This is a genomic window from Leifsonia shinshuensis, from assembly GCF_013410375.1.
GTDB classification, from domain to species: Bacteria; Actinomycetota; Actinomycetes; order Actinomycetales; family Microbacteriaceae; genus Leifsonia; species Leifsonia shinshuensis.
Genome location: NZ_JACCFL010000001.1, coordinates 590,506 through 615,260 on the forward strand (window position 1 = coordinate 590,506; position 24,755 = coordinate 615,260).

The window sequence follows — 24,755 nt, forward strand, 5'->3', positions numbered from 1 at the left end:
CACCCTGAGCCCGGCGAAGGCCGCGCGCGAGGCGATGCGGCAGTTGCAGGAGCTGACCCGGCACGAGGTCGAAGGCGTCGTCGGCGTCGAGAAGGGCGACGACGGCGGCTGGACCGTGACTGTCGAGGTCGTCGAGAGCCGGCGCATCCCGGACACCGCGGACGTCCTCGCCGAGTACGAGGTCGGCGTGGACGATCGCGGCGACCTCACGAGCTATTCGCGCCGGTCCCGGTATGTGCGGGGCCGGACCGCCCGCGAATGACGGGACCCGCATGAGCAACGACGACCTCGGCGCCATGACGCCGGCACGCGGGCAGGCCATGCAACGCGAGCAGCCCGTGCAACGCGGGCAGGCCATGCAACCGCAGAAGTCGGGCGACGGCACGCTCTCGCACGTCATCGAGACCCTGCTGGACAAGGGCCTCGTCATCAACGCCGACATCACGGTCTCGGTGGCGGGCGTCGACCTCCTGGGGATCCGGATCCGGGCCGCGTTGGCGTCCCTCGAGACCGCGGCGCGCTACGGCCTGGACTTCCCCTCCGGCACCGACCGTGACTCCGCGGCCTTCCAGGATGCGGTCGAGCAGAAGGAGACCTGCCCGGCCTGCGGCAAGAAGGCGCCCCTGAGCCAGCTGCTCGACGAGTTCTGCCCCTGGTGCGGCTGGCAGAGCGCGCAGGCCCTTTCGAAACAGTCCGGATCGAGCCAGTCCGGATCGAGCCAGTCCGGATCGAAACAGTCCGGATCGGGAGGCTGAGGCGCCGATGTCGCTGTCGCCGCAATCGCCCGTGCAGCCGACGCGTGACCAGAAGGCGACCCTGGGTGCTCTGGTCGATGTGCTGCTCGACAAGGGCGTCTATCTGAACCTCGACCTCATCATCACCGTGGCCGACGTCCCGCTGATCGGCGTTAACCTGCGGGCGACGATCGCGGGCATGGAGACCATGCTCCGCTACGGGCTGATGACGGAATGGGACGACCGTGTCCGGGCCGAGGCACGCCGGGACGGATCGCCCGCGGCGGAACCGTTCGCCGGAGAGCTCTGGCTGCTGGAGCCCCGGGCGTCGGCCCCGGTCTGGCGCGAGGGCGCCGCCGCGTACGACGGCACGAACGGGTTCGCCTGGAAGGCGGCGCAGGACAGCCGACCCGCTGTCCGGCTGCGGCCCGACGAGATCACCGGCGTCCGCACGGAGGAGGGGCACGGCCCGGCCGGTGGCGCGGAGCTGCTGGTGATCGAATCACCTGACGCGACGGTGCGCCTCGCCGGCGACCGGGTGCGGGAGTGGGCGGCGGTCCTCCACGGGACGAGCAGGGAGGTGCGCGATGGCGCTGAACGTCGATGAGGACAGCCTCAAGAACGGCGTGCTGACGCTGGTCGTGACCCTGGTCGAGGTGATCCAGCAGGCTCTGGAGACGCAGGCCCTGCGGCGCCTGGAGGGCGGCTCCCTCACGGAGGAGGAGCAGAACCGGCTCGGGGAGGCCCTGCTCGAGCTCGACCGGGCGATGGAGCAGCTGAAGAACGACAACGGGATCACGGAGTCGGTCGCGGAGCTGCACTCGTCCCTCGACGACGTCGTCGACGATCTCGTCCGCCGGCTCGTCGACCCGGAGAGCGGCGACGGCGAGCCGGGCAGAGGGCTCCCGTGGAAGCGGTGACGGAGGTCGGGGCCGCCGGGCTCTACCTGTACGCGATCGTGCCGGAGCCCGAGACCCCACCGGCGCTCGGAGCCGGTGTCGGCGGCGCGCCGCTCCGGCTGGTCTCCGCGGGCGGCGTCGCCGCGGTGGTCCACGACGGCCCGACCGCGCCGCTCACCGGGCCCGACGAGGAGGTCACCGAATGGATCCTCCAGCACAGCGCGGTCGTGGAGCGGGTGTGGGCCCTCGGCGGCACCGCGCTGCCCGCCGGTTTCAACGTGATCGTGGCGCCGGCCGACGGCGAGTCCGCCGAGGAGCGCCTGCGCGGCTGGCTGACCGCCTCCGCCGGAGCCTTCGCGGCCAGGCTGCGTGCCCTCTCCGGGCTCGTCGAACTGCGCGTCGAGATCGACCTCGACCAAGAGGTGGCGGCGCGGTCGGACCCGGAAGCGACGCAGCTGCGGGACTCCCTGGGCGAACGGCCTCCCGGGGTCCGTCGGCTGCTGGAGCGGAAGCTCGACGAGCTCGAACGGGACGCGGCGGAGCGAAGGGCGGACGAGCTGTATCGGGATGCCCGGCGGCGCCTCGCCGAGCACAGCGTGGACCTCGCCGAGAACCGGCGCGCCCATGCTCCGCGGGGGTTCGTCACCGTGCTCAACATGGCCGTCCTCGCCGAGCGCGACGCGGTGGAGCCCATCGGGTCGGTGCTCGCCGATGTTCGCGAGGAGCAGCCGGGAGTGCGGGTGAGTTTCATCGGACCGTGGCCGCCGTACTCGTTCACCGGCGCGCTCGACGTCGCGGAGGCCGGCGGATCGCTCTGACCGGTTTCAGGCCGTTTCGAGCGCCCGGAGCGGCGCGCGGTGCTCCGCTTCGAGGGTGAGCCCGCGGGAGCTCTCGGCGGATTCGGCGAGCTGTGCCAGCCACTCGCGGTTGAGTCCCGGTGCGTGCGAGCCGTCGAAGTGGAAGCGCAGGTTGGCCGCCGGGTGCAGCCAGATGGTGGTGCGTCCGCCTCCCGCGACGGGGAGGTCCTTCCATGACATGGCGAAGCTCCGGCCGTGGCTGAGCTTGTTGACGATGACGATGTGCAGGTGTGCGAGAGTCCGGTCGTCGAACGCGTACTCGTGATCCTCGTAGCTGAGGTAGCCCATGATGTTGCCCTCCTGGGTTTGTCCGGAAGGGGGCAAAGAATCGGCTGCCAGGCGAGGCTTCACGTCAACCGGAGGGTGTCTGTCCAGTCTGCGCCCTGCAACGCGCGAAAGCGAACGGATGGAGGCGATTGCCAGGCGTGCGGGAGGGCGCGGCCGCCGACCGCGCGTCGTCCGGACCTTACGCCCGCCGGAAGCGCTGCGCCGCCGGGCAGTCGAAGGGGTCGCGGGCGGCGAGGCCGACCCGGTTGAGGTAGCGGACGACGATCCGGTAGGAGTTCACGAGCCCGGTCTCCGTGTACGGGATGTCGTGGGCGGCGCAGTGCTCGCGGACGAGTTCCCGCGCCCGACGCAGGTGCGGACGGGGCATGCTGGGGAAGAGGTGGTGCTCGATCTGGTGGTTGAGGCCGCCCATCAGCACGCTCATCGTCCAGCCGCCGCGGATGTTGCGGGAGGTCAGCACCTGCTTGTTGAGGAAGTCGACCCGGGAGCCGGCCGGCAGCAGCGGCATGCCCTTGTGGTTGGGGGCGAACGACGCGCCCATGTAGACGCCGAACACCGCCAGCTGCACGCCGAGGAACGCGAACGCCATCCCCACCGGCAGCATCAGGAACACGATGGCGACGTAGATCGAGAGGCGCAGTCCGATGGCGACCAGCTCCGTGCGCCGGCGCTCGACCGGCCCGCGCGCGAGCAGCGAGCGGATCGACGTGACGTGGAGGTTGACGCCCTCCAGCAGGAGCAGCGGGAAGAACAGGTAGCCCTGCCGGCGGGTGATCGCGGCGAGGATCCCGCGCTGCCGGGCGGCGTCCTCCACCGTGAAGGAGATCGTGTCGAAGGCGATGTCGGGGTCTTTGCCCTCGGTGTTCGGGTTGGCGTGGTGGCGGGTGTGCTTGGTCATCCACCACTGGTAGCTCATGCCGACCAGCCAGGTCGCGATGAGGCGCCCGGCCCGGTCGTTGGTGGGGCCGGAGGCGAACACCTGGCGGTGGGAGGCCTCGTGGCCGAGGAACGCGAACTGGGTGAAGATCAGGCCCAGCGCCGCGGCGATGAGCAGCTGGAACCAGGAGTCCCCGAGGAGGACGAACCCGGTCGCCGCACCGAGCAGGCCGATCGTGAGCGCCGTGAACATCGCGATGTAGAAGCCGCGCCGGCGTTCGAGGAGGCCTTCGCCGCGCACGCGCGCGAGCAGCTCGTTGTACGTGCTGGTGACCGGACGGCGGGCCTCCGAGCGAGGCCTGGTCTTCAGGACCGGCCCGAGAATGGTTGCGGTCATGCTTCCTCCGCTGTGTCGTGACGACTTCCCAGCCGAGGGTGTGGGCGAATGCCCGAGATGCCGCAAGCGTAGGCGCGGAGGCTGAGTGTTCGTCGGTGCCCCGCTGTGGAAACGGTGCCCGGTCTCGCGACCGGGCACCGTATCGATCAGGCCTGGCGGATGTTCGCGGCCTGGGGACCCTTGGGGCCCTGAGCGAGGTCGTACTCGACCTTCTGGTTCTCGTCGAGGTTGCGGTAGCCGCCGGTGGAGGCGATCTCGCTGTAGTGGGCGAAGACGTCGGCGCTGCCGTCATCCGGGGCGATGAAGCCGTAGCCCTTCTCCGAGTTGAACCATTTGACGGTGCCAGTGGGCATCTTTTCTTCCTTCATTATTCTTCGGGAGCCGTGCGGACGGCTCCGGTCGCCGCGCCCGAATCGGCGCGGACGGTGGTGGGCGCCCCGGGGGACGCGGTGCGGCGGTGTGCGCCGGAGGAGGGCCTCCGCCTCGGCGATCGTGGCGGCGGTCCCGACGGTGCGCGAACGCTCGTCGAGTACGTGGAACCGTCCGTCGTCGAGCGCGGCGATGCCGGCGTACTCGCTGTCGGCGGTGGCGACCCAGACGGTGTCGTCGGCCTGGCGCCAGGTGAGTGCGGCCGAGGGCCGCGGAGTGCTGGTGATGGTGAGTCCTTTCGCCTCGGTCGAGGCGGGGGTGATGCCGCGGCCGACGCTGCTGCGGACGAGAAGATCGGTGTCGGTAGCGGGCGGATTCGCCGCTCCTGGTATCGGTTTCTGGAAGGCGGCCCCGCACGCGACACCCGGCTGGGAAGGACCGGTTTCTGGATGCGGGACCGTCTCGGTCACACGATCAGAAACGCGTGATCAGGTCCGACGGAGGGAAGAACCTCTGGAGTCGGACTTGCTCTTACCATACACGTCCCACCCGGCGGCGCGGTCCGCGGGCGTGGAACGGCAGAGCGGGCGGACCGCCGTGGCCGGCGGCCTGAGAGCCCGTACACTGAACCGACGGTCGATCAGGGGAGGGCGCCGCGTGCTGCTGACCATCACCTACCGCGGCGCCGCACCGGGCGATCTCGGGTTCCTGCTGCACAAGCATCCCGACCGCGTGCACGACTTCGCGCTGCCGGTCGGCCGGGCGCACGTCTTCTATCCCGAGGTCGGCGACGAACGCTGCACCGCGGCGCTCCTGCTGGAGGTCGATCCGATCGAACTCGTCCGCAGCCGGCGGTTCCGCGGCGACGCCGGGACGCTCGGGCACTACGTCAACGACCGGGCCTACGTGTCAGGGTCGATGCTCGCCGTCGCTCTCGGGTCGGTGTTCCGGACCGCCCTGACCGGTCGATGCGACGCGCGGCCGGAGCTCGCCGCCTCCGAGCTCGAGCTCGAGCTCGGGCTGCACGCGGTGCCGTTGCGCGGCGGCGCCGACCTCCCCGAGCGGCTCTTCGCGCCGCTCGGCTGGACCGTCGAGCAGTCCACCGGGCTGCTCGACGACGAGTTCCCCGAGTGGGGGCCCTCGCCGTACGCGACGATCACGCTCCGCGGCGTCTCCCGGCTGGGGGAGGCGCTGCGGGAGCTCTACGTGCTGCTCCCCGTCCTCGACGACGCGAAGCACTACTGGGTCGCGGACGCCGAGGTGGACAAGCTGCTCCGCGCCGGTGAGGGGTGGCTGGCGCAGCATCCCGAACGGGAGCTGATCTCCCGGCGGTACCTCGCGCATCAGCGCGAGTACGTCGCCGAGGCGACGGCGCGCCTCGCGGCGCTCGACCAGGGGCCCGAGCTTGTCGACGCGGCAACCGGCGGCGACACCGACGACGACGCGAGCGAGAGCCGCCCGCTCAACCGGCTGCGTGCCGACGCGGTCCTCGCGGTCCTCGACGAGGTCGGCGCCCGCACCGTCGCGGACGTCGGCTGCGGGCCCGGAGCGCTGCTCTCCCGCCTGGCCGCCGACCCGCGGTTCACCCGCATCGTCGGGACCGACGTCTCGCCCCCGGCGCTGGAGACGGCCGCGCGTCGTCTGGGCCTCGCCGAGCGCAGCGACGCCCAGCGGGAACGCATCCGGCTGCATCCGTCGTCGGTCACCTACCAGGACGACCGGATCGCCGGACTCGACGCCCTGGTGCTGATGGAGGTCGTCGAGCACGTCGAGCCCGAACGCCTGGACGCTCTGGCGCGCTCGGTGTTCGGCCTGGCGGCGCCGGCCTCCGTCGTCCTCACCACGCCGAACGCCGAGTACAACGCGCTGTACCCGACCCTCGCCGCGGGATCGTTCCGGCATCCCGATCACCGGTTCGAATGGACCAGGGCCGAACTGGCCGCGTGGGCCGGCGCGATCGCCGAGCACTACGGCTACCGCGTCGAGTTCCGGCCGGTCGGAGCGGCGGATCCCGTCCTCGGGGCGCCGACGCAGCTCGCCCTGTTCCGGAAGGAGGCGGCCGCATGACCGAGCTGCGCATCCCCGCCACCTCGCTCGTCGTGCTCGTCGGGGTGAGCGGGTCGGGCAAGTCGACGTTCGCGCGGGAGAAGTTCGGGCCCTGGGAGACCCTCTCCAGCGACACTTTTCGCGGGCTGGTCTCCAACGACGAGAACGACCAGGGTGCGACAGGCGACGCCTTCGACGCGCTGCGCTTCGTCGCGGGCAAGCGGCTGCGCACCGGCCTGCTCACCGTGATCGACGCGACCAACGTCCAGGCCACCGCTCGCAAGAGCATGATCGCGCTCGCGAAGGAGCACGACGTGCTGCCCGTCGCCATCGTCCTCGACGTCCCGGAGCGGGTCGCCGTCGCACGGACGGAGGCCCGCGACGACCGGGCCTTCGGCGCCGAGGTCATCCGGCGCCAGTCCAAGCAGCTCCGGAGCGGCCTGTCCGCGCTGCGCCGCGAAGGGTTCCGGACGGTCCACGTCCTGCGCGATCAGGCCGAGATCGACGCCGCGACGATCGTCCGGACGCGCCTGCTCAACGACCGTTCGGACGACCACGGCCCGTTCGACGCCATCGGCGACGTGCACGGCTGCCGTTCCGAGCTGGAGACGCTGCTGGGGGTGCTCGGCTACGACCTCGCCCGCGACGACCGCGGGCGCGCGGTCGACGCCGTCCACCCGGACGGCCGCCGCGCGCTCTTCCTGGGCGACCTGGTGGACCGCGGGCCGGACACCCCCGGCGTGCTCCGGCTGGCGATGGGGATGGTCGCCGCCGGACACGCGATCGCCGTCCCCGGCAACCACGAGGACAAGCTCGCGCGGGCGCTGCGCGGCGACAAGGTCACCGTGGCGAACGGCCTGGAGGTCTCGCTCGCGCAGCTGGCGGAGGAGCCGCCCGAGTTCCGCGACGAGGTGCAGGCGTTCTGCCGCGAACTCGTCTCGCATCTGGTGCTCGACGACGGCCGGCTGGTCGTCGCGCACGCCGGCCTCCCGGAGCAGTTCCACGGCAGAGCGTCGGGCCGCGTCCGGGCGTTCGCGCTCTACGGCGACGTCACCGGTGAGAAGGACGAGTACGGCCTGCCGGTTCGGCTGGACTGGGCGCGCGACTACCGCGGCGCGGCCACCGTGCTCTATGGCCACACCCCCGTCCCGCGCGCCGAGTGGGTCAACAACACCATGTGCCTCGACACTGGCTGCGTGTTCGGCGGCGCGCTGACCGCACTGCGGTATCCCGAGCGGGAGCTCGTCGCGGTCCCTGCCGAGCAGGTCTGGAGCGAGCCGGCGCGGCCGTTCGCGCTCGCGGTCGACACGTCCGCCGAGCGGGCGGACGACGTGCTCCGGATCGAGGACGTGCTGGAGACGCCCATCGTCGAGACGCGCACGTCCGGGAAGATCCGACTGCGCCCGGAGTTCGCACTCGGCGCCCTGGAGACCATGAGCCGCTGGGCGGTGGACCCGCGCCGGCTGCTCTACCTGCCGCCGACGATGTCGCCGCCCGGGCCGTCCTCCCGCGCCGGGATGCTGGAGCACCCGGACGAGGCGTTCGAGGCGTACCGCACGAGCGGGGTGACGCGCCTCATCGCCGAGGAGAAGCACATGGGTTCGCGGGCCGTCACGCTCGTGACGCGCGACCCGTCCCGGTTCGGCGCCCCGGACGGGTGGCGGGGCATCGTCCACACCCGCACCGGCCGTCGGTTCTTCCCGTCGTCCGCCGACGAGGACGCGTTCCTGTCCGGTGTGCACGAGGCCGTCTCCCGGGCGGCGCTTTGGGAGGAACTGGAGACCGACTGGCTGCTGCTCGACGGGGAGGTCCTGCCCTGGTCGCTGAAGGCCGGCGCGCTCATCCGGGAGCAGTACGCCGCGGTCGGGGCTGCGGCGGCCTCGGCCCTGCCCGCCGCGGCGGCGACGCTGGAGCGGGCGGCGGAGCGCGGGCTCGATGTCGCCGCGATGCTGGAGCGGACCCGGCGGCGCGAGGCTGACGCGGCTCGCTACACCGACGCCTACCGCCGCTATGTACGGCGGACGGACGGCATCGACGGTGTCCAGCTGGCGCCGTTCCAGGTGCTGGCCGTCGAGGGCCGGGTCCATGCCGCGCGGGAGCACGCCTGGCACCTCGCGGTGGCCGACCGGCTGGTGGCGGCCGACCCGCGGCTGCTCCGGGAGACCCGGCGCGTCGAGGTCGACCTCGACGATCCCGGGTCGGTGGAGGCGGCGGTCGAGTGGTGGACGGCGCTGACCGAGGCCGGAGGGGAGGGCATGGTCGTGAAGCCCGCGGCCGGCCTCGTCCGGAACGAGCGGGGGCTGGCCCAGCCGGGCATCAAGGTGCGCGGCCGCGAGTACCTCCGCATCATCTACGGCCCGGACTACACCGACCCGTCCAGCCTGGACCGGCTGCGCGACCGCAACGTCGGCCACAAGCGGTCGATGGCACTGCGCGAGTACGCCCTCGGGCTGGAGTCGCTGCACCGGTTCGTGGAGCGGGAGCCGCTGTGGCGCGTCCACGAAGCGGTGTTCGCGGTCCTCGCCATGGAGTCGGAGCCGGTGGACCCGAGGTTGTGAAGGGGGTCGTCCGCTACCCGCCGCGGAACGCCACGACCCCCGAGTCCGTCCCGACCAGCAGCACCCCGAGCGCGGTGGACGGGCTGGCGAAGTGGGGGACCGAGTCGCCGATCTGCTGGCGCTGGAGGAGCGCCCCGGTCGCGGCGCTGAATTGGCTGAGCGTGCCTCCCGGGTAGCGCACCGCCCAGATGGTGCCGCCGATGTCGATGGGTGCGCCGTTCGCGCCGGACAGCCGTGGTCCGCGTTGCCCGGTGGCCGGTTCGACGATCTGGATGCCGCCGCCGGCGCAGGGGACGAACAGACGGCCCGTGGCCTGGTCGTAGGCGGCGCCGCCGTCGGGGTCGCTGCCGCAGACGCCGGGGATGGCGGCCACCTGGGAGAGGTCGGACTGGCGGAGGACGAAGCCCACGTCGGTCTTCCCCGCGACGAACAGCAGGCCGCCGGGCAGCAGCACCGGATTGCCGGTGCCGAGGTCGTCGTCGGCGCCCGCGGACCGGTCCTTGAAGGCGGCGAGGGGCTTCAGATCCGGCGAGAGTTTCACCACGCTCTCCGCGTACTGGACGGGGTCGGGCCCGCCGGCCGGCGGGTCGGGGTTGGAGTTGCCGGTCGACACGTAGAGGTCCCCCGCCGCGTCGATCGCCGGTGCGCCGCCGCCCTGCCAGATCGCGCCGCCGTGGCCGTCCGCCGCCGCCTCGAACGCGACCAGGCCCGGGGAGCCGGTCTCGTTCACCCCCACCACCCAGCCGTGATAGGCGCCGCAGTCGCCGTAGTTGCCGCCGAAGCCGATGTAGACGCGTCCGTTCGCGACCGCGAGGGACGCCCGCTGGAGGAGGTGGACGGGGTCCTCCCCGGCCGGGAGTGGCGGGTCGACGGACTCCGAGAGGACCACCTGCCCGGTGGCGATGCTGAACCCCTCCAGCTGGTGGTGCACCGCTCGGCCGGCGCTCACCTCGCCGACGACGAACACCGTCCCTGTGGTGGGGTCGACGGCCGGCGTACTGGTGATGCCGAGCGGGTCGATGTCCCCGCAGCCGGCGGCCGATCCGACATCCGTGAGCGGCGCCCCGAGGGACGCCGACCACACGACGTTCCCGCTGGCGGGGTCGAGCGCGACCACCCGGTTCGTCTCGGTCGCGGCGATCACCCGGCCGCCCGCGACGACGGGCTGCCCGAAGACCGCTCCGCCGAGGTCGGCGGACCACGCGCGCGCGAGCGGGGAGAGCGACGCCCCTGCGCCGACCGCCCCGGTGCGCGACGCGGTGGCGTGGTAGGAGGTCCAGGCCGTGATCCCGGGGACCGGGACCGCCACGGGTGCCGGCGACCCGGTCGGCGTCGGGCGCGTCGGCGTCGGCGTGCCGGACGCGCGGGAGGTTGTCGGCGCGGGCGTCGACGCCGCCGTGCAGCCGGCCAGCAGCAGCGCTCCGCTCAGCGCGGCCGCCCCGAGGCGAGCGCGCGTGCGGCCCCCGGTTCCCCGCGTGGCGCGGTGCATGGCGACAGCGTATGCCTGCCGTCCGCTACCGACCATCCCGGTGCGGGGTCCGGCCGACGCGTCTCCGTCCGGCCGCCAGCGCCACCAGCCCGCTCCCGGCCACGACCAGCCCGCCGACGCAGAGGAGCAGCCACAGCGAGGGCGCGCTCGATCCCGTGTCCGCCAGGCCGGACGGCGGCTGGCCGTCGCCCGCAGGCGCGACCGGCGGGGGCGTGGGAGTGGGCGTCGGGGGCGGCGTCGGCGTCACCGCCTTCAGGGTGTTCTGGACGACGACCTGCGTGAAGCTGCCGAGCGGTGCGGTGAAGGTGTCGCCGAGCGTGTACGGCTGCCGGGTCCCGCCGATCTCGAGGTAGGCGGTGGTGGTGACGTCCACGTTCGGCGCCGCTCCGGTCTGCGGTTCGGTGACCGAGCAGGTCATGGTCGCGTCGGTGAGGGCGATCCCGGTGTCGTTCGCGCCCTGTCCCGATGCGACGGTCAGGTCGCCGTCGAAGGCGTTGTCGGAGCAGTCGATCGCGAGCTGGGCGGCGCCGGGGCGCAGGGCGGTGTCCGGGGTCGTGTCCTTCACCACCGAGAACGAGCCGTACGGCTGGTAGCGGTTGACGAAGTGGCAGCTCGCCGCGGCGAGGTCGGGCGACAGCGCGACCACGACGCTCGCCGCGGTCAGGTCGACCGACACGGTGTTGGCGCCGCAGGTCGCCGAGTCGAGCACCCAGAAGCCGCCGGAGTCCGGCGCCGGCATCGCCTCCAGGATCGTGTACTCCGAGCCCGGCGCGGCGGACAGCCCGGTGGCCGACGGCTGCGCCTGGACCTCGACGCCCGGGGTGGTGGTGGTCGCCACCGGGTCCTGCACGCGGGTCAGGTTGTCCCGGTTGTCGAGGACGGTGTACTCGAAACGGCCGACGCCGTTCAGCGTCGTCTTGTAGATGTCGAGGCGACCCGACGGGTCGAACTCGTTCGCGAACAGGCAGGCGACGTCCGTCCCGGGGGCCGCGGTGTAGGTCGCCGTGGCCGTCGCGGGAGTGCCCGGCGTGTTCGTGAACGGGATCGCCGCGCCGTTGCAGACCGCGTTGGTCATCCGCCAGGTGCCCGGGCCGGTCTGCGAGAAGTCGGTGGGCATGTCCTCGGTGGCGCTGTAGTTCCCGGCCGGGGCGCCAGTGCGTGTGGCGAACTTGATGGGGACGCCGGGTTGCACGGTCGTCACGTCGGGGTAGTGCTCCGTCGTGGTGGGGCCGGTGATGGCGAACGGGAAGGTGCCTACCGCGCCCGTGGAGACCTTCCACAGCTCTGCGTCGCCGAGCGGGGTCGGCGTGTTCGTGTAGGTGCACGTGACGTGGTCGTTCGGCGCCAGGTTCACGCTCGTCGTCGCGCCGGAGTGCGTGACGACGCTCTGCCCGTTCGCGGACACGCAGGACGCCTGCGCCGGCGGCTGCCACCCGGCCTTGCTCTGCTCGGTGAAGCTCCACGGCGGCTGGGTCAGGCTCCCGAGGGTGGCGCCGCGGACGAACTCGATCGAACCGTCCTGGCCCGGTGCGCCGGCCACGGTGAAGGCGCCGCCCGGGTTGTAGGAGATGTTCCCCTGGAACGGGAAGGTGTCGGACTGGGCCCCGAGCACGTGCTTGACGATCGTGATCGTGCCGGGGGGCGGCGGCGGCGTGACCAGGTAGTAGTAGCAGAACACGTGCGTGCTCGCCTGCGGGAACGTGACCGCGTCCACGTTGTCCCCGTTGAGCGCGTCCTGCGCGCAGCGCAGCGCGCCGAAACCGACGTTCGGGTTGGCGTTCAACGGGTCGGTCGGCGTGCCGCCCTCCACCCACACGGTGCGGCCGCCCTGGGCCGCGGCGGTCTCCGCTGCGTTCAGCTGGACGGTGACCGCGCCGGGGATGGTCTGCGGGACGCCGCCGGGGCCGAGCACCGGCTGGCCCTGCGGGTCGAGCAGCGGGGTGCTGGCCTGTGTGACGATGTCGGACCGGTACAGGCCCGTCACGGTGGACAGGTTGTCGGTAGCCGGCGACTTGCCGGTGATGCCGGCGCCGGTGGAGAACCGCCAGCCGGTGTAGGGCCGGCAGTTCGGCGACCCGTTCTGCTCTGCGGTCGGGCTGACGATCCCATTGGGCGCGTAGGTGGAGTCCGGACCGAGGTTGAACAGCGACTCCTGGATGTTGTTGCGGGCCTTGTTGGCCATGATGTCGGAGTAGTTGTCGCACACGCGCGCGACGTAGGTGACCTGCAGCGGCGCCGGGGACTGCGCGACGGCGGGCGGCTGCCACGCCGGCACAACCGCGCCGATGACGGCTGCGGCCAATGCCAGCATCGCGACTGCTGGGCCGAGTCGGTGTGCTCTCGTGCTCCCCCGCATGGGGTACAGGGTAGGTGGTGGTCGTCGGGCGTGGAAAGGGGTGATTTCACCCCTTCTTCACCCGTTCTGCGCGGGCCGTCCCTCTTCCTCCGCGTCCGGCGCGGGGCCGAACGCGTTGACCTTCAACTGCGGACCGCCGCCGGGGATCCGGTAAAGGGCCTGTCTCCCGAACCCGGTCGGCTGCGCCTCGACCCGCCCGCCCGCGGTTCGCGCGAGCGCGTCCTGGACCGCCGCGAGGTCGCGCGCGACGGCGGTCAGTTCCACGAGCCCGGGGTCCTGCTCCGGGTTCGGCGGGTGCCCGAGCACCTGCAGCTCGTCTCCGGACGGAAACCGGAGGCGGGCGAAATCCCCCTCCGGCGCACGCGCGACGACCTCCGCGCCGAGCGCCGCGAAGAACTCGACGGCGGCGTCGACGCGGTCGACGTGGACGAGCGGCACGATCTTGAGACCGGGCCGGGCGGACGGTTCCCCGCCCGGCCGGTAGGTCCCGAAGCTCCACTCGTTGCCCTCGGGGTCGAGGACCCGCGCGCGGCGCCCGCCCCAGTCGGTGTCCTCGGGCGGGATGACCGCAGTGGCACCGGCGTCGACGGCACGGGCGAACACCGCGTCGACGTCGCGCACCAGCAGATAGAGACCGCCCCCGGTCGAGCTGCCGAGCAGCGCCCGCGGCTCGTACGCCCGGTCGCTCGTGGACACCATGATCGTTGCGTCACCGGCCCGGACCTCGGCGTGCTCGACCCTCCCCTCGGCGCCGTCGAGCCGCACGACGACCTCGAAGCCGATGGCGGTCAGCCAGTCGAGCGCGCGCGGCGCGTCCCGGTAGGAGAGGTAGCCGGTGAGCTCCATGCCGGAACGATACGTCGGGTTCGCGGTCGGCGGCACCGGGGATGGCAGAATGACGCCGTGCCACCCGACGCCGAGCACCCCGACGCTGGAAACCCAGGCGCCGAGCATCGCGACGCCGCTCCCGCCGGTCCCGGACCGCGGCCGCCCCGATGGAGCCAGCGCCGCCGGTTGCTGATCGTCCTCGGCTTGAACGCCGCCCTGATCGTCGGCCTCGTCGTCGCCGGACTGCTGGCGAACTCCGTGAGCGTGCTGGCCGCGGCAGGCGACACCGTGGCGGACTGCTTCGCCCTGGTCCTCGGGCTCGTCGCGATCGCGCTGCGCGACCGGGACCCCGGCCACCCGCACGCGCAGCGGCCCATTGCGATCGCGGCCCTGGTCAACGCGGCGCTCCTCCTCGTCGTCACGGTCACGGTCGTCGTTGACGCCGTGATCCGGTTGCGGGAGGGCTCACCACCCGTCGAAGGCGTGCCGATGGTGATCGTCAGCCTCGTCACTGTCGCCGTGATGCTCGCGGGCGCGCTCGTGCTCGGCCGCTCCGCCGCGGACGAGGACGTGCACATGCGATCGGTCCTCCTGGACGCGCTCGCCGACGCGGCGGCGGCGGGCGCCATCGCCGTCGCCGGAGTGATCATCCTGGTCACCGGCGGCCTGTACTGGCTCGACCCGGTGCTGGCGCTCGCCGTTTCGGCGCTGATCGCGGTCGCGGCGGTGCAGCTCATCGTCAAAGCGATCGCTGCGCTGCGCGGGCGCGAGGTCGACTTCGACGGCGACTGAGGCGCGCCCTTCCGGACTCGAGTCTCACGCCGCCTCGGGCCCGAGGCGCGCCCTTCCGGACTCGCGTCTCACGCCGCCTCGGGCCCGAGCCGCGCCGCCCCCGGCGCCGCGCTCGGACGGTCGAGCTGCCGCCACACCGGGAACACCAGCGGCGTGATCGTCGCCAGCAGCATCACCGCGCCCGCGCCGACGCACGCCCAGGTCAGGCCGACGCCCTGCGCGAGCACGCCGCCGAGGAGCGAGCCCAACGGGACGCCGAGGTAGGCGCTCGCCTTCATCGCGCCGAGCACCCGGGTCTGCAGCAGCGCAGGCACCCGCTCGTACTGCGCAAGCGCACGCTGGACGTGGTCGTGACGGTGGTCGTCATCGCCGCGATCGTGGTCGGCGCGGTCGCCTCCTACCTCTTCATCCAGCGCTCGGTCGGGCTCGGCGCCTTCCTGGGGGCGTTCGGGCTCGGCGCGGTCACGATGGCCCGCGTCGTCGTGATCCTGCTGTTCGCGACGATCGTCTGGGTCCCGGTCGGGGTCTGGATCGGCATGAACCCGCGGATCAGCCGGCTGGCCCAGCCGGTCGTGCAGCTGCTGGCGAGCTTCCCGGCGAACTTCCTGTTCCCGTTCGCGATCGCGTTCTTCGTGGCCACGAGCATCCCGCTCGACTACGGCGGCATCCTGCTGATGGCGCTCGGATCGCAGTGGTACATCCTGTTCAACGTCATCGCCGGGGCGAGCGCGATCCCCACCGACCTGCGGCAGGCGATGGACAGCTTCGGGGTGGGCCGGGTGCAGCGCTGGCGGAGGCTGATCCTCCCGGCGATCTTCCCGGCCTACGTGACCGGCGGCATCACCGCGGCGGGCGGCGCGTGGAACGCATCCATCGTCGCCGAGGTCGTCACCTACAACCACCACACCTACACCGCGACCGGCCTCGGCGCCTACATCGCCGAGGCCACCCAGACCGGTGACATGGCGCGCGTGCTCGTCGGCGTCATCGTCATGTCCGTCTTCGTCGTCGGACTCAACCGTCTGTTCTGGCGCCGGCTCTACGCCGTCGCCGAGAAGCGCTTCAGCCTGTGAGGAGACTCCCGTCATGACCACCACGAACACCGCACTCATCGACGTCCGCGATGTCACGAAGTCGTTCGCCACCGACGGCGGCGAGAAGACCGTCCTCTCCGGCGTCACGCTCACCATCCACCAGGGCGAGATCGTCGCCTTGCTCGGCCGCTCCGGCTCCGGCAAGAGCACGCTGCTGCGCTGCATCGCCGGACTGATCGCGCCCACCTCCGGGACCGTGTCGTTCAAGGGCGGCGAGCTCAACGGCGCCAACCCGGGCACGGCCCTCGTCTTCCAGTCGTTCGCCCTGCTGCCGTGGCTGACCGTGCTCGAGAACGTCGAGCTCGGGCTGGAGGCGAAGGGCGTCCGCCCGGAAGTCCGCCGCGAGCGCGCCCTGCGCGCCATCGACCAGATCGGCCTCGACGGCTTCGAGTCGGCCTACCCCAAGGAGCTCTCCGGCGGGATGCGGCAGCGCGTCGGGTTCGCCCGCGCGCTCGTCGTCGAGCCCGACGTGCTGCTGATGGACGAGCCGTTCTCGGCGCTCGACGTGCTGACCAGCGAGAACCTGCGCGGCGAGCTCGTGCGGATGTGGAGCGACGGTACCCTCCCCACTCGCACGGCGCTGATCGTCACGCACAACATCGAGGAGGCCATCCAGCTCGCCGACCGGGTCGTCGTCCTCGACTCCAACCCCGGCCGGATCAAGGCGGAGCTGACCGTCGACCTCCCGCAGCCGCGCGACCGCCGGAGCCCGGCGTTCGAGGCGCTCGTGGACGAGGTCTACGGCATCCTCACCGGCCAGCAGGCCGAGCCGCGCGCCGCCGTGGCCGGCATCGCGGGGGCGCCGGTGGACGTGTCCATCGCCGCCGCGGCCGCGACCGCGAACGAGATCGACTTCCCGCTGCCCGCCGCGAGCACCGGCTCCCTGGGCGGCCTGGTCGAACTGCTCGCCGAGCGCGGCGGCACTGAGGGACTGGCCGAGATCGCCGACGAGCTGCGCTACGAGCTGGACGACCTGCTCCCGGTGGTCGACGCTGCGCAGCTGCTCAAGCTGGCCCGGCCGCAGGGGACGGAGCTGCGCATCACCGAGCAGGGCAGGCGGTACGCCGCCGCCGACCTGCTCCGGGCCAAGGAGCAGTTCGCGACGCTCGCGATGGAGGCCGCGCCGCTGGTGCGCCGCATCGTCCGCGACCTCCGGCACACCACGTCCGGGGCGATCCGCGCCGACGAAATCCTCGCTGAGCTCAAGGCCCACTTCGGTGACGACGACGCCCAGCAGCAGCTCGACACCGCGATCGACTGGGGCCGCTACGGCGAGCTGTTCGAGTACGACGCCGACACCGGCCGCCTGCTCCTCCCGACCCACCCCGACGCCGAGCAGGAGGAGCGGGCGTCCTGACGCCGCGGCCGCCGCTCCCGCGGACCATGAGCAGCCGCGGCGGTGTTCCCGAAAAAATCTGACAGCAACTGTCAAAAACGAGTTACCATTCAATAGGAGGTGACTCTCATGATGAACATGACCGAAGCCGCGACCGGACGGATGACCGGACAGCGGAGGTGGTGGGCGCTCGGCGCGGTGAGCCTGAGCGTCCTGGCGGTCGGGATCGACGGCACCGTGCTGTCGATCGCCCTGCCCACGCTCGCCGGCGCGCTGCACGCGACCGAGACCGAGCTGGAGTGGTTCTCGTCCGGCTACCTGCTCATGCTGGCCGCCGCGGTGCTCCCGCTCGGCCTGCTCGGCGACCGCTTCGGCCGCAAGGCCGTGCTGCTCGTCTCGCTCGTGACGTTCGGGGCCGGGTCGGCGCTGTGCGCCTTCGCGACGACACCCGTCGTCTTCCTGATCGCGCGGCTGCTGATGGGGGTCGCCGGCGCCGGCATCGCCGTCATGGCCCTGTCCGCGCTGACGGTGTTCTTCGACGAGGCGTCCCGGCCCAAGGCGGTCGGCGTGTTCGCCGCGGCGAACTTCCTGTCGCTGCCGCTCGGCCCCATCCTGGGCGGCTGGATGCTCGCGAACTTCTGGTGGGGCTGGGTCTTCCTCCTCAACGTCCCGGTGGTCGCGATCGGCCTGCTCGCGGTGGCGCTGCTCGTCCCCGAGTCGAAGGCGGCTGAGCGCCCGGCCTTCGACGCCGTGGGCGTGCTCGCGTCGGTGGCCGGCCTGGTCGTGTTCACGTGGGGCATCATCGAGGCGGGCCAGCACGGCTGGTCCGACCCCTGGGCGCTGACCGCGCTCGCGGCCGGTGTCGCGATCCTCGCCGGCTTCGTGCTCTGGGAGGTCGCCCTCACCCGGCGCGGCCGCTCGCCGCTGGTCGACACCCGGCTGTTCCGCTCCCGCACCTTCACCGGCGGAGCGGCTCTCGCCGGGGTCGCCGGCATGGGGATGGTCGGGCTGCTCTTCGTGATGCCGCAGTTCTTCCAGGCCGTGCAGGGCGTGGACGTGTTCACCTCCGGGCTGCGGCTGCTCCCGTTCGTCGGCGGCATGCTGATCGGCGCGCTCCCCGCGTCGCGCATCGTGGCGGCGATCGGCTTCCGCGCGACCGTGACCATCGGTTTCGTCGTCATCGCGGCCGGCTCGGTCATCGGCTCGTGGACGACGGGCGCGACCAGCGAGCTCATCGTCGCGGGATGGATGGCGACGGTCTGCGCGGGCGCCGGCCTCGCGCTCACCTCCGCGATGTCCGCCGCGCTCTCCCAGCTGACCGCTGAGCACAGCGGCGTCGGCTCCGGCGTCGTCCAGGCGCTGCAGAAGACGAGCGCTCCGCTCGGGACGGCCATCCTCGGCAGCGTGGTCGCGGCCGTGTACACCGCGCAGCTCACCTCCGTGTTCGCGTCCTCTCCGGTTCCGCCCGCGGTCGCGAGCGCGGCGAAGTCCAGTGTCTACGCGGGGATCGCCGTCGCCGACACGCTCCACTCGGCCGCGCTCGGCGACGCCGTGCGGACCGCGTTCACGCGGGGGATGAGCGTGTCGCTGCTGGTCTCCGCCGGCATCGCGGTCGCGGGGGCCATCATGGCGGTGGTGGTCCTCCCGCGCCGGGCGCGGGCGTCGCACGGTGCGCACGTCGCGGAGGCGGCGGCCGACGGCGCGGCGGCGGACGCTGCGGTCCCTGCGGCGGCGACCACCCCCGACGGAAGGAGCGTGCATGCCGGACGGCACAGCTGACAGACCGGGCCTGCGCGAGCGGAAGAAGGCCCGCACCCGCGCGGCGATCCAGTCGCACGCGCTGCGCCTGTTCACGGAGCAGGGCTACGACGCGACGACCATCGACCAGGTCATCGAGGCGGCGGAGGTCTCCGCGAGCACGTTCTTCCGCTACTTCCCGACCAAGGAGTCCGTCGTGCTGTTCGACGACTTCGACCCGCAGATCGTCGCCGCCTTCCTCGCCCAGCCCGCCGAGCTCGAGCCGGTCGCGGCCATGCGGGTCGCGCTGCGGGAGGCCTTCGGCGGCCTGAGCGCCGAGCAGCTGGAGGAGCAGCGCGAGCGCCTCGCCCTCGTCCTCGAGGTCCCGGCGCTGCGCGGAGCGATGCTCGACCAGCTCTCCCAGTCGATGCTCCTGGTCTCGGAGACCATCGCCGACCGCGCGGGCCGCCGGCGCGACGACTTCGCGGTGCGCACCATCGCCGGTGCGATCGTCGGCAGCATGTTCGCCGTCCTCGCCCAGCTCGCGGACGACCCGACGGCCGAGCTCGCCGACCTCGTCGACGAGGCGTTCTCGTTCCTGGAGGGCGGCCTGCGGCTGTAGCGGCGGCGCGGCGCGGCCGCCGCGGCCCGAACGTGGATGGCCCAGCGGGATCCCCGCGGTCGGGAGCACCCGCGCGATCCGCTTATCCTATGTGGATGCTTTCCACTGACCCTGTGCGGACCATCAGCTCCGCGCTGCGCGGGCACGACAACGCGCTGGGCCTGATCCGGCTCGTCCTGGCGCTCTCGGTGCTCGTGTCGCACACCTGGCCGCTCGGCGGCTACGGCCACGACCCGGGGACCGGGATCACGCACGGGCAGGCCAGCCTCGGCTCCCTCGCGGTCGCCGGATTCTTCGCGATCAGCGGCTACCTCATCACGAAGAGCGGAATGTCGGCCGACATCCTCCAGTTCATGTGGCGGCGGACGCTGCGCATCTTCCCGGCGTTCCTGCTCGTCCTGCTGCTCACGGCGTTCGTGCTCGGCCCGGTCATCTGGACCCTCGACGGGCACACCCTCCCGGCCTACTTCGCGCACTCGCCGTCCAGTCCGTGGCACTACCTGGGCTCGAACTGGAACCTGCACGTCAGCACGTGGGGCATCCTGGACATCTTCCAGCACTCCACGCCCTACGGCCGGGCCACCGACTCCAGCGTGATCAACGGCTCGATGTGGACCCTCGGGCACGAGTGGGACTGCTACATGATCGTCGCGGCGCTCGTCTTGGCGGGCGTCCTCATCAAGGCGAAGCCGGTCGTCGTGGCCGTGGCCGCGGTTATCTTCGCCGGGCAGATCGTGCAGCTGGTCAAGCCGGGGGCGATGGGCGTGGTCTTCCCGCCGCTCGGCGACGGCTGGTTCCTCACGCTGGCGTACCCGTTCATGGTCGGAGCGGTATTCGCGGTGTACTCGCGCTCCATCCCCATGAACGCGCGCTTCGGCGTCGTGGCCGGCGTCGTGCTGGCCTGGACTCTGCTGACCGGCGGCTACCCGGTGGTCGGCGTCCCCGCCGGTGTGTATTTCGTCCTCTGGGCGGGTTCGGCGATCCCCGGGCGGATCCGCCGGGTGGGACAGGTGAACGACATCTCCTACGGCGTCTACCTGTTCGCGTTCCCGGTCCAGCAGACGCTCGCCTACGTCGGGCTCACCCGGCTCGGGCCGGCCGTCATGATCGTCGTCGCATCGGCGATCGTGCTCGGGATCGCGTGGCTCAGCTGGCGCTTCGTCGAGCGCCCCGCCATGTCGCTCAAGGGCTGGGGTCCGGGGCGCGGCATCGCGTACTGGGTGAACCGGGTGCGCCCGCTGAAGGCGGTCCCCGTGTTCGGCCGGCCCACGACGCAGCACGGGGCGGCGGGCGACGCCGTGCAGGCCGCCGGCGGTCACGAGGAGCGGGTGCCGGTCTAGCGGCTCCCGCCCGTCACCGGCAGTTCGCCGCGGCCGTGGTGGTGTCGAAGACGTAGAAGCTGACGTCGTTCAGCATCAGGTGGCGCAGGTTCGCCCGGTGCTCCGCGATGTAGCCCGTGACCTCCGGCGCGATGGGGGAGCGGGGCGAGTCCTTGGTGGCGACGGCGACGATGCAGTGCGCCGTCGGGTCGGTGGTCGCCCGGTCGCCGATCGACTCGTTCGGCTCCCACGGGGCCACGCCGCTGACGAGGACCATCCCATGGTCGATGCCCAGCGACCGCAGCGTGGAGTCGACCCGGCCGAACTCGGTCGGACCGTCGTTCCAGACCAGCGCCGACGTCCCGGCCGCGGCGACGAGCGCGAGGGCGAGCAGCCCGTAGCCCGCCGTGCGCAGCACCGCAGTGAGTGCGGCGCCGCGGTGGCGCCGGAGCAGCCACGCGACGCCGATGCCGGCGAGACAGCAGAGCGCCCACGCCCAGGCGTAGTAGTAGGACGGCAGCGCGTTGCGCGCGACGAACAGGTAGAAGATCACGAGCGGCGCGAGGGCGACCGTGAGGTAGACGACCAGCCAGCGGCGCTCCCGGTCGAAGAAGGCCGCGAGTGTGCCGGCGACCAGGACGACGGCGGTGACGGGCCCGAAGCCGTGCCAGGCGAAGTAGAGGTTCGCCCACCAGGGCGGGTGCGCGGTCGCCGTGCCCGCGAAATCGATGAGGTGGCCGACCGCGTTCTGCGCCGCCTGGAACTTGACCAGGTCGGTCACGCCGGGGACGAGGCCGATGGCCAGGTACGCGACGAACGCGGTGACCAGCAATGCTGCGACCGACACCGCGAGGGCGATCAGGATGTCCTTGAGGCGCCTGCGGGCGAGGATCAGGACCACGAACGCCGGCAGCATCACGATGGTCGAGGGCTTGCTGGTGACCGAGAGCCCCATGCTGACGCCGGCCAGCGCGAGCCAGAGCACGGACCTCCCGCGATGCCATTGCCAGGCCGCGGCCATCGCCGCGATCGCGAAGAAGACCATGACCGGCTCCAGGACGGCGAAGCGGTCGAGCCGGAACTCGTAGGTGCCCCAGACGCCGCGGGGCAGCAGCAGCCAGAACGCCGTGGGCACGAGGGCGGGCATCCAGCCGAGCTCCGGACGCATCCACAGGAAGATGATGAGTCCGGCGAGCACCGTGAGGACCCCGACGAGCACGCGGGGCGCCAGCATCCCCTCGCCGAAGACGAACTGCACCGCGCCGAAGAGGTACTTCGCCGTCGGCGGCTGCTCGTGGTTCGCCGCCACGTCGCCCGAGAGGTACAGCCGGCCGACGAGCACGTACTGGGGCTCGTCGGCGTTCGGGGTCGCCGTGGCGATGTTCCACACGGCCTGGTAGAGGCCCCACAGGAACACGAGCGCGAACGCGCCCCAGCGCACGGCCGTCCGGTCGAGGATCCCCTGGCGCTTCTCCGGCGTGGCCTCGCGCGTCGCCTCGGCCGTGGTCATGACGGTCGCTCCGCGGAGGCGCGGTCCGGCGTCCGCCGCCAGCGCGCCGGGAGGCCGGTGATCCCCCACCCGGTGACCCGGACCATGGCCTCGACCACGATCGCGCCGCTCATCTTGGAGGCGCCGTGCACCCGCTCGACGAAGGTGATCGGGACCTCCGTCACGCGCAGCCCCGCCCCGTAGGCGCGGCGCAGCATGTCGATCTGGAAGCAGTAGCCCTGGCTGGCGACGTCCTCGAACCCGATCGCCTCGAGCGCCTCCGCCGTGAACGCGCGGTAGCCTCCAGTGACGTCCCGGGCCGGGACGCCGAGCGCGATCCGCGCGTAGCTGCTGCCGCCGCGCGAGAGGAGGCGGCGGCGGAACGGCCAGTTCTCGGTGCCTCCGCCGGCGACCCAGCGCGAGCCGAGGACGACGTCGGCCGGTCCCACCGCGTCGAGGAGCCGGGAGAGCTGCTCGGGCTGGTGCGAGCCGTCCGCGTCCATCTCCACGACGACGTCGTAGCCGGCGTCGAGTGCCCACCGCATGCCGGCACGATACGCCGCGCCGAGCCCGGCCTTCCCTGCGCGATGCAGCACGTGGACGGCCTCGTCGGAGGCGGCGAGCTCGTCCGCGGTGACCCCGGTCCCGTCGGGGGAGTCGTCGTCGACGACGAGGAGGTGGGCGTCGGGGACGGCCGCACGGAGCCGTCCGACCATCGAGCGGAGGTTCTCCTGCTCGTTGTACGTCGGCATGATGACGACCGCGCGCACACTACCTCCCAGATCACCGCCGCAAACCGGGCAATCCTACCGGCGTGTCGGGGGTCAGCCCGACCATCCGGCCGCAGGCGGCGCTCCGAGCGGGCGGAGCGTCCCCCGAATTGGGGGTCTGGAGAGCGCGCTTCCGGCCCACCGCGATTGGAGTCGGGGAGGCGGCCGCCGGTAGCGTTGCGGTGCTGCACGTTCCGGGTTGCGGTAGAAAGCATGAGATCACGTGTCCGATTCCCGCCGCCGCCGCGCTTCCGCGTCGTCCCGTGCCGGGCGGATCGTCCTCGTCGGAGCCGTGCTCGCCGTCGCCCTGGCGGTCCAGCCGGTCCTGCCCGTGCTGGCCGACGGACGTGCGGACACTCACTCGGCGCCGGTCGCGGTCGGCGCGTCGCGCGTGACGGCTCGGCTGACTGATGTCGCGGCCTCGGAGTCCGCGGCGCGGATGACCGCGGGAGTCGTCACGGTGTCGCAGCGCATTCCGGCGAACGGCGTCGCGGGGAATGCGGTCGCGGCCGATGCTCGTGGCGCTTCCGGTGGCTCCGGTGCTCCCGCTGCTTCCGCCGGGGTCCAGGACTCCGGAGCGAGCGCAGGGCCGGTCTCGCCCGCGGCCGCGACCGCGCCGGCCGGGGCCTCGTCGCCGACCTTCAACACGTCGCCCACGCACCAGGTCGTCCGGATGGGCGCCATCGGCGACTCGATCACGGCCTTCACCGACCGCGCTGGGAACCCCACGCCCTGGTCGTGGGTGCGCACGGCCGTGACCGGCGACATCGTCGACGCGGGCGGCTACCGCCACTACGGCGACAGCACGGCCCAGATCCTCGCCGGCACCACCCCGCTCACCGCCGACGCGGTCGTCGTCATGGCCGGGACCAACGACATCCTCGACGGCTCCGCGCCGCAGCCGACGGCGCAGACCCTCGCCAACATCTCCGCGATCGTCGCCAAGGCGGGAGGGCGCGTCCACGTGCTCTCGGCGCTCGCTCCGAAGGACAACGGCGGCGCCGCCGCGACACTCGCGCTCAACGCGGCGCTTGCCGACCTCGCCGGCCGCTCCGGCTGGGTATGGGTCGACCCGTGGACGTCGCTGCGCGCGCCCGACGGCCGGTGGGTCGCCGGGGCGACCCTCGACGGCGTGCACCCGACCGCCGCCTCCGGGGCCGTCGCGGGGGAGGCGATCCGCACCGCGGTCCTCCGCTCGCTCGGCGGGTTCTAGCCCCCGCGGCAGCGCCGCCTCGTCGCCTGCCGTAACCGGCGATGATGGAACCGGCGCACCCGATAGGCTGGGCGCGTGCTTCTCTCCGATCGTGACATCAAGGCCGAACTGGGTGCCGGGCGGATCGCGCTGGAGCCGTACGAGCCGGCGATGGTCCAGCCGTCGAGCATCGACGTGCGGCTCGACCGGTTCTTCCGCCTGTTCGACAACCACAAGTACCCGTTCATCGACCCGGCGGTCGATCAGCCGGAGCTGACCCGGTTCGTGGAGGTCGACCCCGACCAGCCGTTCATCCTGCACCCGGGGGAGTTCGTGCTCGGGTCCACCTTCGAGCTGGTGAGTCTGCCCGACGACGTCGCCGCGCGGCTGGAGGGCAAGAGCTCGCTCGGCCGGCTCGGCCTCCTCACCCACTCCACCGCCGGCTTCATCGACCCCGGCTTCTCCGGCCACGTGACGCTGGAGCTGAGCAACGTCGCGACGCTCCCGATCAAGCTGTGGCCCGGGATGAAGATCGGCCAGATGTGCTTCTTCCGGCTGTCGTCGGCTGCCGAGCGGCCGTACGGCTCGGCCGAGTACAGCTCCCGCTACCAGGGGCAGCGCGGTCCGACCGCCTCGCGTTCGTACCTGAACTTCCACCGGACCGACGTGTCCGCGACCGAAGCCGGACGCCCGTCCAGCTAGACCCC

Annotated in this window: 24 protein-coding genes; 15 read left to right on the forward strand and 9 right to left on the reverse strand. The window is 72.4% G+C overall.

From position 1 onward, the window contains the following. Window positions 1-34 precede the first annotated feature (34 nt). From gvpO to HNR13_RS03010, 5 genes are read left to right on the forward strand one after another with little or no spacing between them, the layout of a single operon-like run. A complete protein-coding gene (gene gvpO / locus HNR13_RS21430) occupies window positions 35-262 on the forward strand; it encodes a gas vesicle protein GvpO (protein ID WP_246312704.1) in 228 nt (75 codons plus the stop codon). A gap of 10 nt (window positions 263-272) precedes the next feature. Continuing rightward, window positions 273-755, forward strand: a complete 483-nt coding sequence (locus HNR13_RS21815; RefSeq protein WP_281369270.1) for a gas vesicle protein — start codon at window positions 273-275, stop codon at window positions 753-755. Window positions 756-786: 31 nt separating this feature from the next. Beyond that, on the forward strand, window positions 787-1,341 hold the full coding sequence (locus HNR13_RS03000; RefSeq protein ID WP_179604378.1) for a gas vesicle protein GvpJ: 555 nt from the start codon (window positions 787-789) through the stop codon (window positions 1,339-1,341). Beyond that, complete coding sequence (locus HNR13_RS03005; RefSeq protein WP_179604379.1) at window positions 1,322-1,654, forward strand: gas vesicle protein K; 333 nt, start codon at window positions 1,322-1,324, stop codon at window positions 1,652-1,654. Before HNR13_RS03000 ends, HNR13_RS03005 begins: the two co-directional genes overlap by 20 nt. Beyond that, the gene (locus HNR13_RS03010) at window positions 1,642-2,451 is read left to right on the forward strand and encodes a GvpL/GvpF family gas vesicle protein (RefSeq protein ID WP_179604380.1); all 810 of its coding nucleotides are present in this window, start codon (window positions 1,642-1,644) and stop codon (window positions 2,449-2,451) included. The genes HNR13_RS03005 and HNR13_RS03010 overlap by 13 nt, the downstream gene beginning before the upstream one ends. Window positions 2,452-2,457: 6 nt before the next feature. Here the strand turns inward: HNR13_RS03010 and HNR13_RS03015 are convergent, their stop codons facing one another. The 3 genes from HNR13_RS03015 to HNR13_RS03025 form a co-directional block, all read right to left on the reverse strand. Beyond that, the gene (locus tag HNR13_RS03015; protein ID WP_179604381.1) at window positions 2,458-2,778 is read right to left on the reverse strand and encodes a DUF7882 family protein; all 321 of its coding nucleotides are present in this window, start codon (window positions 2,776-2,778) and stop codon (window positions 2,458-2,460) included. A gap of 178 nt (window positions 2,779-2,956) precedes the next feature. Continuing rightward, window positions 2,957-4,051 carry a fatty acid desaturase family protein gene (locus HNR13_RS03020; RefSeq protein ID WP_179604382.1) on the reverse strand — a complete coding sequence of 365 codons (1,095 nt, stop codon included), beginning with the start codon at window positions 4,049-4,051 and terminating at the stop codon, window positions 2,957-2,959. Between the two features lie 146 nt (window positions 4,052-4,197). Beyond that, entirely contained in the window at window positions 4,198-4,404 is a 207-nt protein-coding gene (locus HNR13_RS03025) for a cold-shock protein (protein ID WP_179604383.1), read from the reverse strand. Between the two features lie 673 nt (window positions 4,405-5,077). On the opposite strand from HNR13_RS03025, the gene HNR13_RS03030 reads away from it, so the two are divergent. Together HNR13_RS03030 and HNR13_RS03035 are read left to right on the forward strand one after the other, a co-directional pair. After that, entirely contained in the window at window positions 5,078-6,487 is a 1,410-nt protein-coding gene (locus HNR13_RS03030) for a 3' terminal RNA ribose 2'-O-methyltransferase Hen1 (protein ID WP_343063427.1), read from the forward strand. After that, complete coding sequence (locus HNR13_RS03035) at window positions 6,484-9,024, forward strand: polynucleotide kinase-phosphatase (protein WP_179604384.1); 2,541 nt, start codon at window positions 6,484-6,486, stop codon at window positions 9,022-9,024. Before HNR13_RS03030 ends, HNR13_RS03035 begins: the two co-directional genes overlap by 4 nt. 13 nt (window positions 9,025-9,037) lie before the next feature. Here the strand turns inward: HNR13_RS03035 and HNR13_RS03040 are convergent, their stop codons facing one another. The 3 genes from HNR13_RS03040 to HNR13_RS03050 form a co-directional block, all read right to left on the reverse strand. Continuing rightward, complete coding sequence (locus HNR13_RS03040; protein ID WP_179604385.1) at window positions 9,038-10,513, reverse strand: outer membrane protein assembly factor BamB family protein; 1,476 nt, start codon at window positions 10,511-10,513, stop codon at window positions 9,038-9,040. Window positions 10,514-10,538: 25 nt separating this feature from the next. Continuing rightward, window positions 10,539-12,824 carry a prealbumin-like fold domain-containing protein gene (locus HNR13_RS03045; RefSeq protein ID WP_179604386.1) on the reverse strand — a complete coding sequence of 762 codons (2,286 nt, stop codon included), beginning with the start codon at window positions 12,822-12,824 and terminating at the stop codon, window positions 10,539-10,541. Between the two features lie 102 nt (window positions 12,825-12,926). Further along, window positions 12,927-13,715: a VOC family protein gene (locus tag HNR13_RS03050; RefSeq protein ID WP_179604387.1), complete on the reverse strand. Its 789-nt coding sequence runs from the start codon at window positions 13,713-13,715 to the stop codon at window positions 12,927-12,929. Between the two features lie 57 nt (window positions 13,716-13,772). On the opposite strand from HNR13_RS03050, the gene HNR13_RS03055 reads away from it, so the two are divergent. After that, window positions 13,773-14,489, forward strand: coding sequence for a cation diffusion facilitator family transporter (locus HNR13_RS03055; RefSeq protein WP_179604388.1), 717 nt, complete (start codon window positions 13,773-13,775; stop codon window positions 14,487-14,489). Window positions 14,490-14,557: 68 nt separating this feature from the next. Here HNR13_RS03055 and HNR13_RS03060 read toward each other — a convergent pair whose 3' ends face one another. Then, entirely contained in the window at window positions 14,558-14,803 is a 246-nt protein-coding gene (locus tag HNR13_RS03060; RefSeq protein WP_179604389.1) for a hypothetical protein, read from the reverse strand. Window positions 14,804-14,839: 36 nt separating this feature from the next. On the opposite strand from HNR13_RS03060, the gene HNR13_RS03065 reads away from it, so the two are divergent. The 5 genes from HNR13_RS03065 to HNR13_RS03085 all read left to right on the forward strand — a co-directional run bounded on the left by HNR13_RS03065 (window position 14,840) and on the right by HNR13_RS03085 (window position 20,618). Then, on the forward strand, window positions 14,840-15,562 hold the full coding sequence (locus HNR13_RS03065; protein ID WP_343063428.1) for an ABC transporter permease subunit: 723 nt from the start codon (window positions 14,840-14,842) through the stop codon (window positions 15,560-15,562). Window positions 15,563-15,575: 13 nt separating this feature from the next. Further along, window positions 15,576-16,940 carry an ABC transporter ATP-binding protein gene (locus HNR13_RS03070; RefSeq protein WP_179604390.1) on the forward strand — a complete coding sequence of 455 codons (1,365 nt, stop codon included), beginning with the start codon at window positions 15,576-15,578 and terminating at the stop codon, window positions 16,938-16,940. Window positions 16,941-17,048: 108 nt separating this feature from the next. Next, window positions 17,049-18,698, forward strand: coding sequence for an MFS transporter (locus tag HNR13_RS03075; protein WP_218881157.1), 1,650 nt, complete (start codon window positions 17,049-17,051; stop codon window positions 18,696-18,698). Next, window positions 18,679-19,278 carry an acyl-CoA-like ligand-binding transcription factor gene (locus HNR13_RS03080; protein ID WP_179604391.1) on the forward strand — a complete coding sequence of 200 codons (600 nt, stop codon included), beginning with the start codon at window positions 18,679-18,681 and terminating at the stop codon, window positions 19,276-19,278. The genes HNR13_RS03075 and HNR13_RS03080 overlap by 20 nt, the downstream gene beginning before the upstream one ends. Before the next feature lie 95 nt (window positions 19,279-19,373). Continuing rightward, a complete protein-coding gene (locus HNR13_RS03085; RefSeq protein ID WP_179604392.1) occupies window positions 19,374-20,618 on the forward strand; it encodes an acyltransferase family protein in 1,245 nt (414 codons plus the stop codon). A 13-nt stretch (window positions 20,619-20,631) separates the two neighbouring features. Here HNR13_RS03085 and HNR13_RS03090 read toward each other — a convergent pair whose 3' ends face one another. Next, window positions 20,632-22,107 (reverse strand): ArnT family glycosyltransferase, encoded by a 1,476-nt coding sequence (locus HNR13_RS03090; protein ID WP_179604393.1) that lies wholly within the window; start codon window positions 22,105-22,107, stop codon window positions 20,632-20,634. Beyond that, window positions 22,104-22,856, reverse strand: a complete 753-nt coding sequence (locus HNR13_RS03095) for a polyprenol monophosphomannose synthase (RefSeq protein ID WP_343063429.1) — start codon at window positions 22,854-22,856, stop codon at window positions 22,104-22,106. The genes HNR13_RS03090 and HNR13_RS03095 overlap by 4 nt, the downstream gene beginning before the upstream one ends. Window positions 22,857-23,079: 223 nt before the next feature. Here HNR13_RS03095 and HNR13_RS21970 point away from each other — a divergent pair, with 223 nt between their 5' ends. Next, window positions 23,080-24,069, forward strand: coding sequence for a GDSL-type esterase/lipase family protein (locus HNR13_RS21970; protein ID WP_179604394.1), 990 nt, complete (start codon window positions 23,080-23,082; stop codon window positions 24,067-24,069). A 75-nt stretch (window positions 24,070-24,144) separates the two neighbouring features. Further along, window positions 24,145-24,750: a dCTP deaminase gene (gene dcd / locus HNR13_RS03105; RefSeq protein ID WP_179604395.1), complete on the forward strand. Its 606-nt coding sequence runs from the start codon at window positions 24,145-24,147 to the stop codon at window positions 24,748-24,750. Window positions 24,751-24,755: the final 5 nt, after the last annotated feature.

Excerpts from the sequence above, each read along its gene's own strand:
- gvpO (WP_246312704.1), top strand. The coding sequence starts at position 35 with ATGCGGCAGTTGCAGGAGCTGACCCGGCACGAGGTCGAAGGCGTCGTC.
- HNR13_RS03025 (WP_179604383.1), bottom strand. The coding sequence starts at position 4,404 with ATGCCCACTGGCACCGTCAAATGGTTCAACTCGGAGAAGGGCTACGGC.
- HNR13_RS03040 (WP_179604385.1), bottom strand. The coding sequence starts at position 10,513 with ATGCACCGCGCCACGCGGGGAACCGGGGGCCGCACGCGCGCTCGCCTC.
- HNR13_RS03075 (WP_218881157.1), top strand. The coding sequence starts at position 17,049 with ATGATGAACATGACCGAAGCCGCGACCGGACGGATGACCGGACAGCGG.
- HNR13_RS03090 (WP_179604393.1), bottom strand. The coding sequence starts at position 22,107 with ATGACCACGGCCGAGGCGACGCGCGAGGCCACGCCGGAGAAGCGCCAG.
- HNR13_RS21815 (WP_281369270.1), top strand. The coding sequence starts at position 273 with ATGAGCAACGACGACCTCGGCGCCATGACGCCGGCACGCGGGCAGGCC.
- HNR13_RS03085 (WP_179604392.1), top strand. The coding sequence starts at position 19,374 with ATGCTTTCCACTGACCCTGTGCGGACCATCAGCTCCGCGCTGCGCGGG.
- HNR13_RS03050 (WP_179604387.1), bottom strand. The coding sequence starts at position 13,715 with ATGGAGCTCACCGGCTACCTCTCCTACCGGGACGCGCCGCGCGCGCTC.
- HNR13_RS03005 (WP_179604379.1), top strand. The coding sequence starts at position 1,322 with ATGGCGCTGAACGTCGATGAGGACAGCCTCAAGAACGGCGTGCTGACG.
- HNR13_RS03080 (WP_179604391.1), top strand. The coding sequence starts at position 18,679 with ATGCCGGACGGCACAGCTGACAGACCGGGCCTGCGCGAGCGGAAGAAG.
- HNR13_RS03045 (WP_179604386.1), bottom strand. The coding sequence starts at position 12,824 with ATGCTGGCATTGGCCGCAGCCGTCATCGGCGCGGTTGTGCCGGCGTGG.
- HNR13_RS03035 (WP_179604384.1), top strand. The coding sequence starts at position 6,484 with ATGACCGAGCTGCGCATCCCCGCCACCTCGCTCGTCGTGCTCGTCGGG.
- HNR13_RS03070 (WP_179604390.1), top strand. The coding sequence starts at position 15,576 with ATGACCACCACGAACACCGCACTCATCGACGTCCGCGATGTCACGAAG.
- HNR13_RS03015 (WP_179604381.1), bottom strand. The coding sequence starts at position 2,778 with ATGGGCTACCTCAGCTACGAGGATCACGAGTACGCGTTCGACGACCGG.
- HNR13_RS03020 (WP_179604382.1), bottom strand. The coding sequence starts at position 4,051 with ATGACCGCAACCATTCTCGGGCCGGTCCTGAAGACCAGGCCTCGCTCG.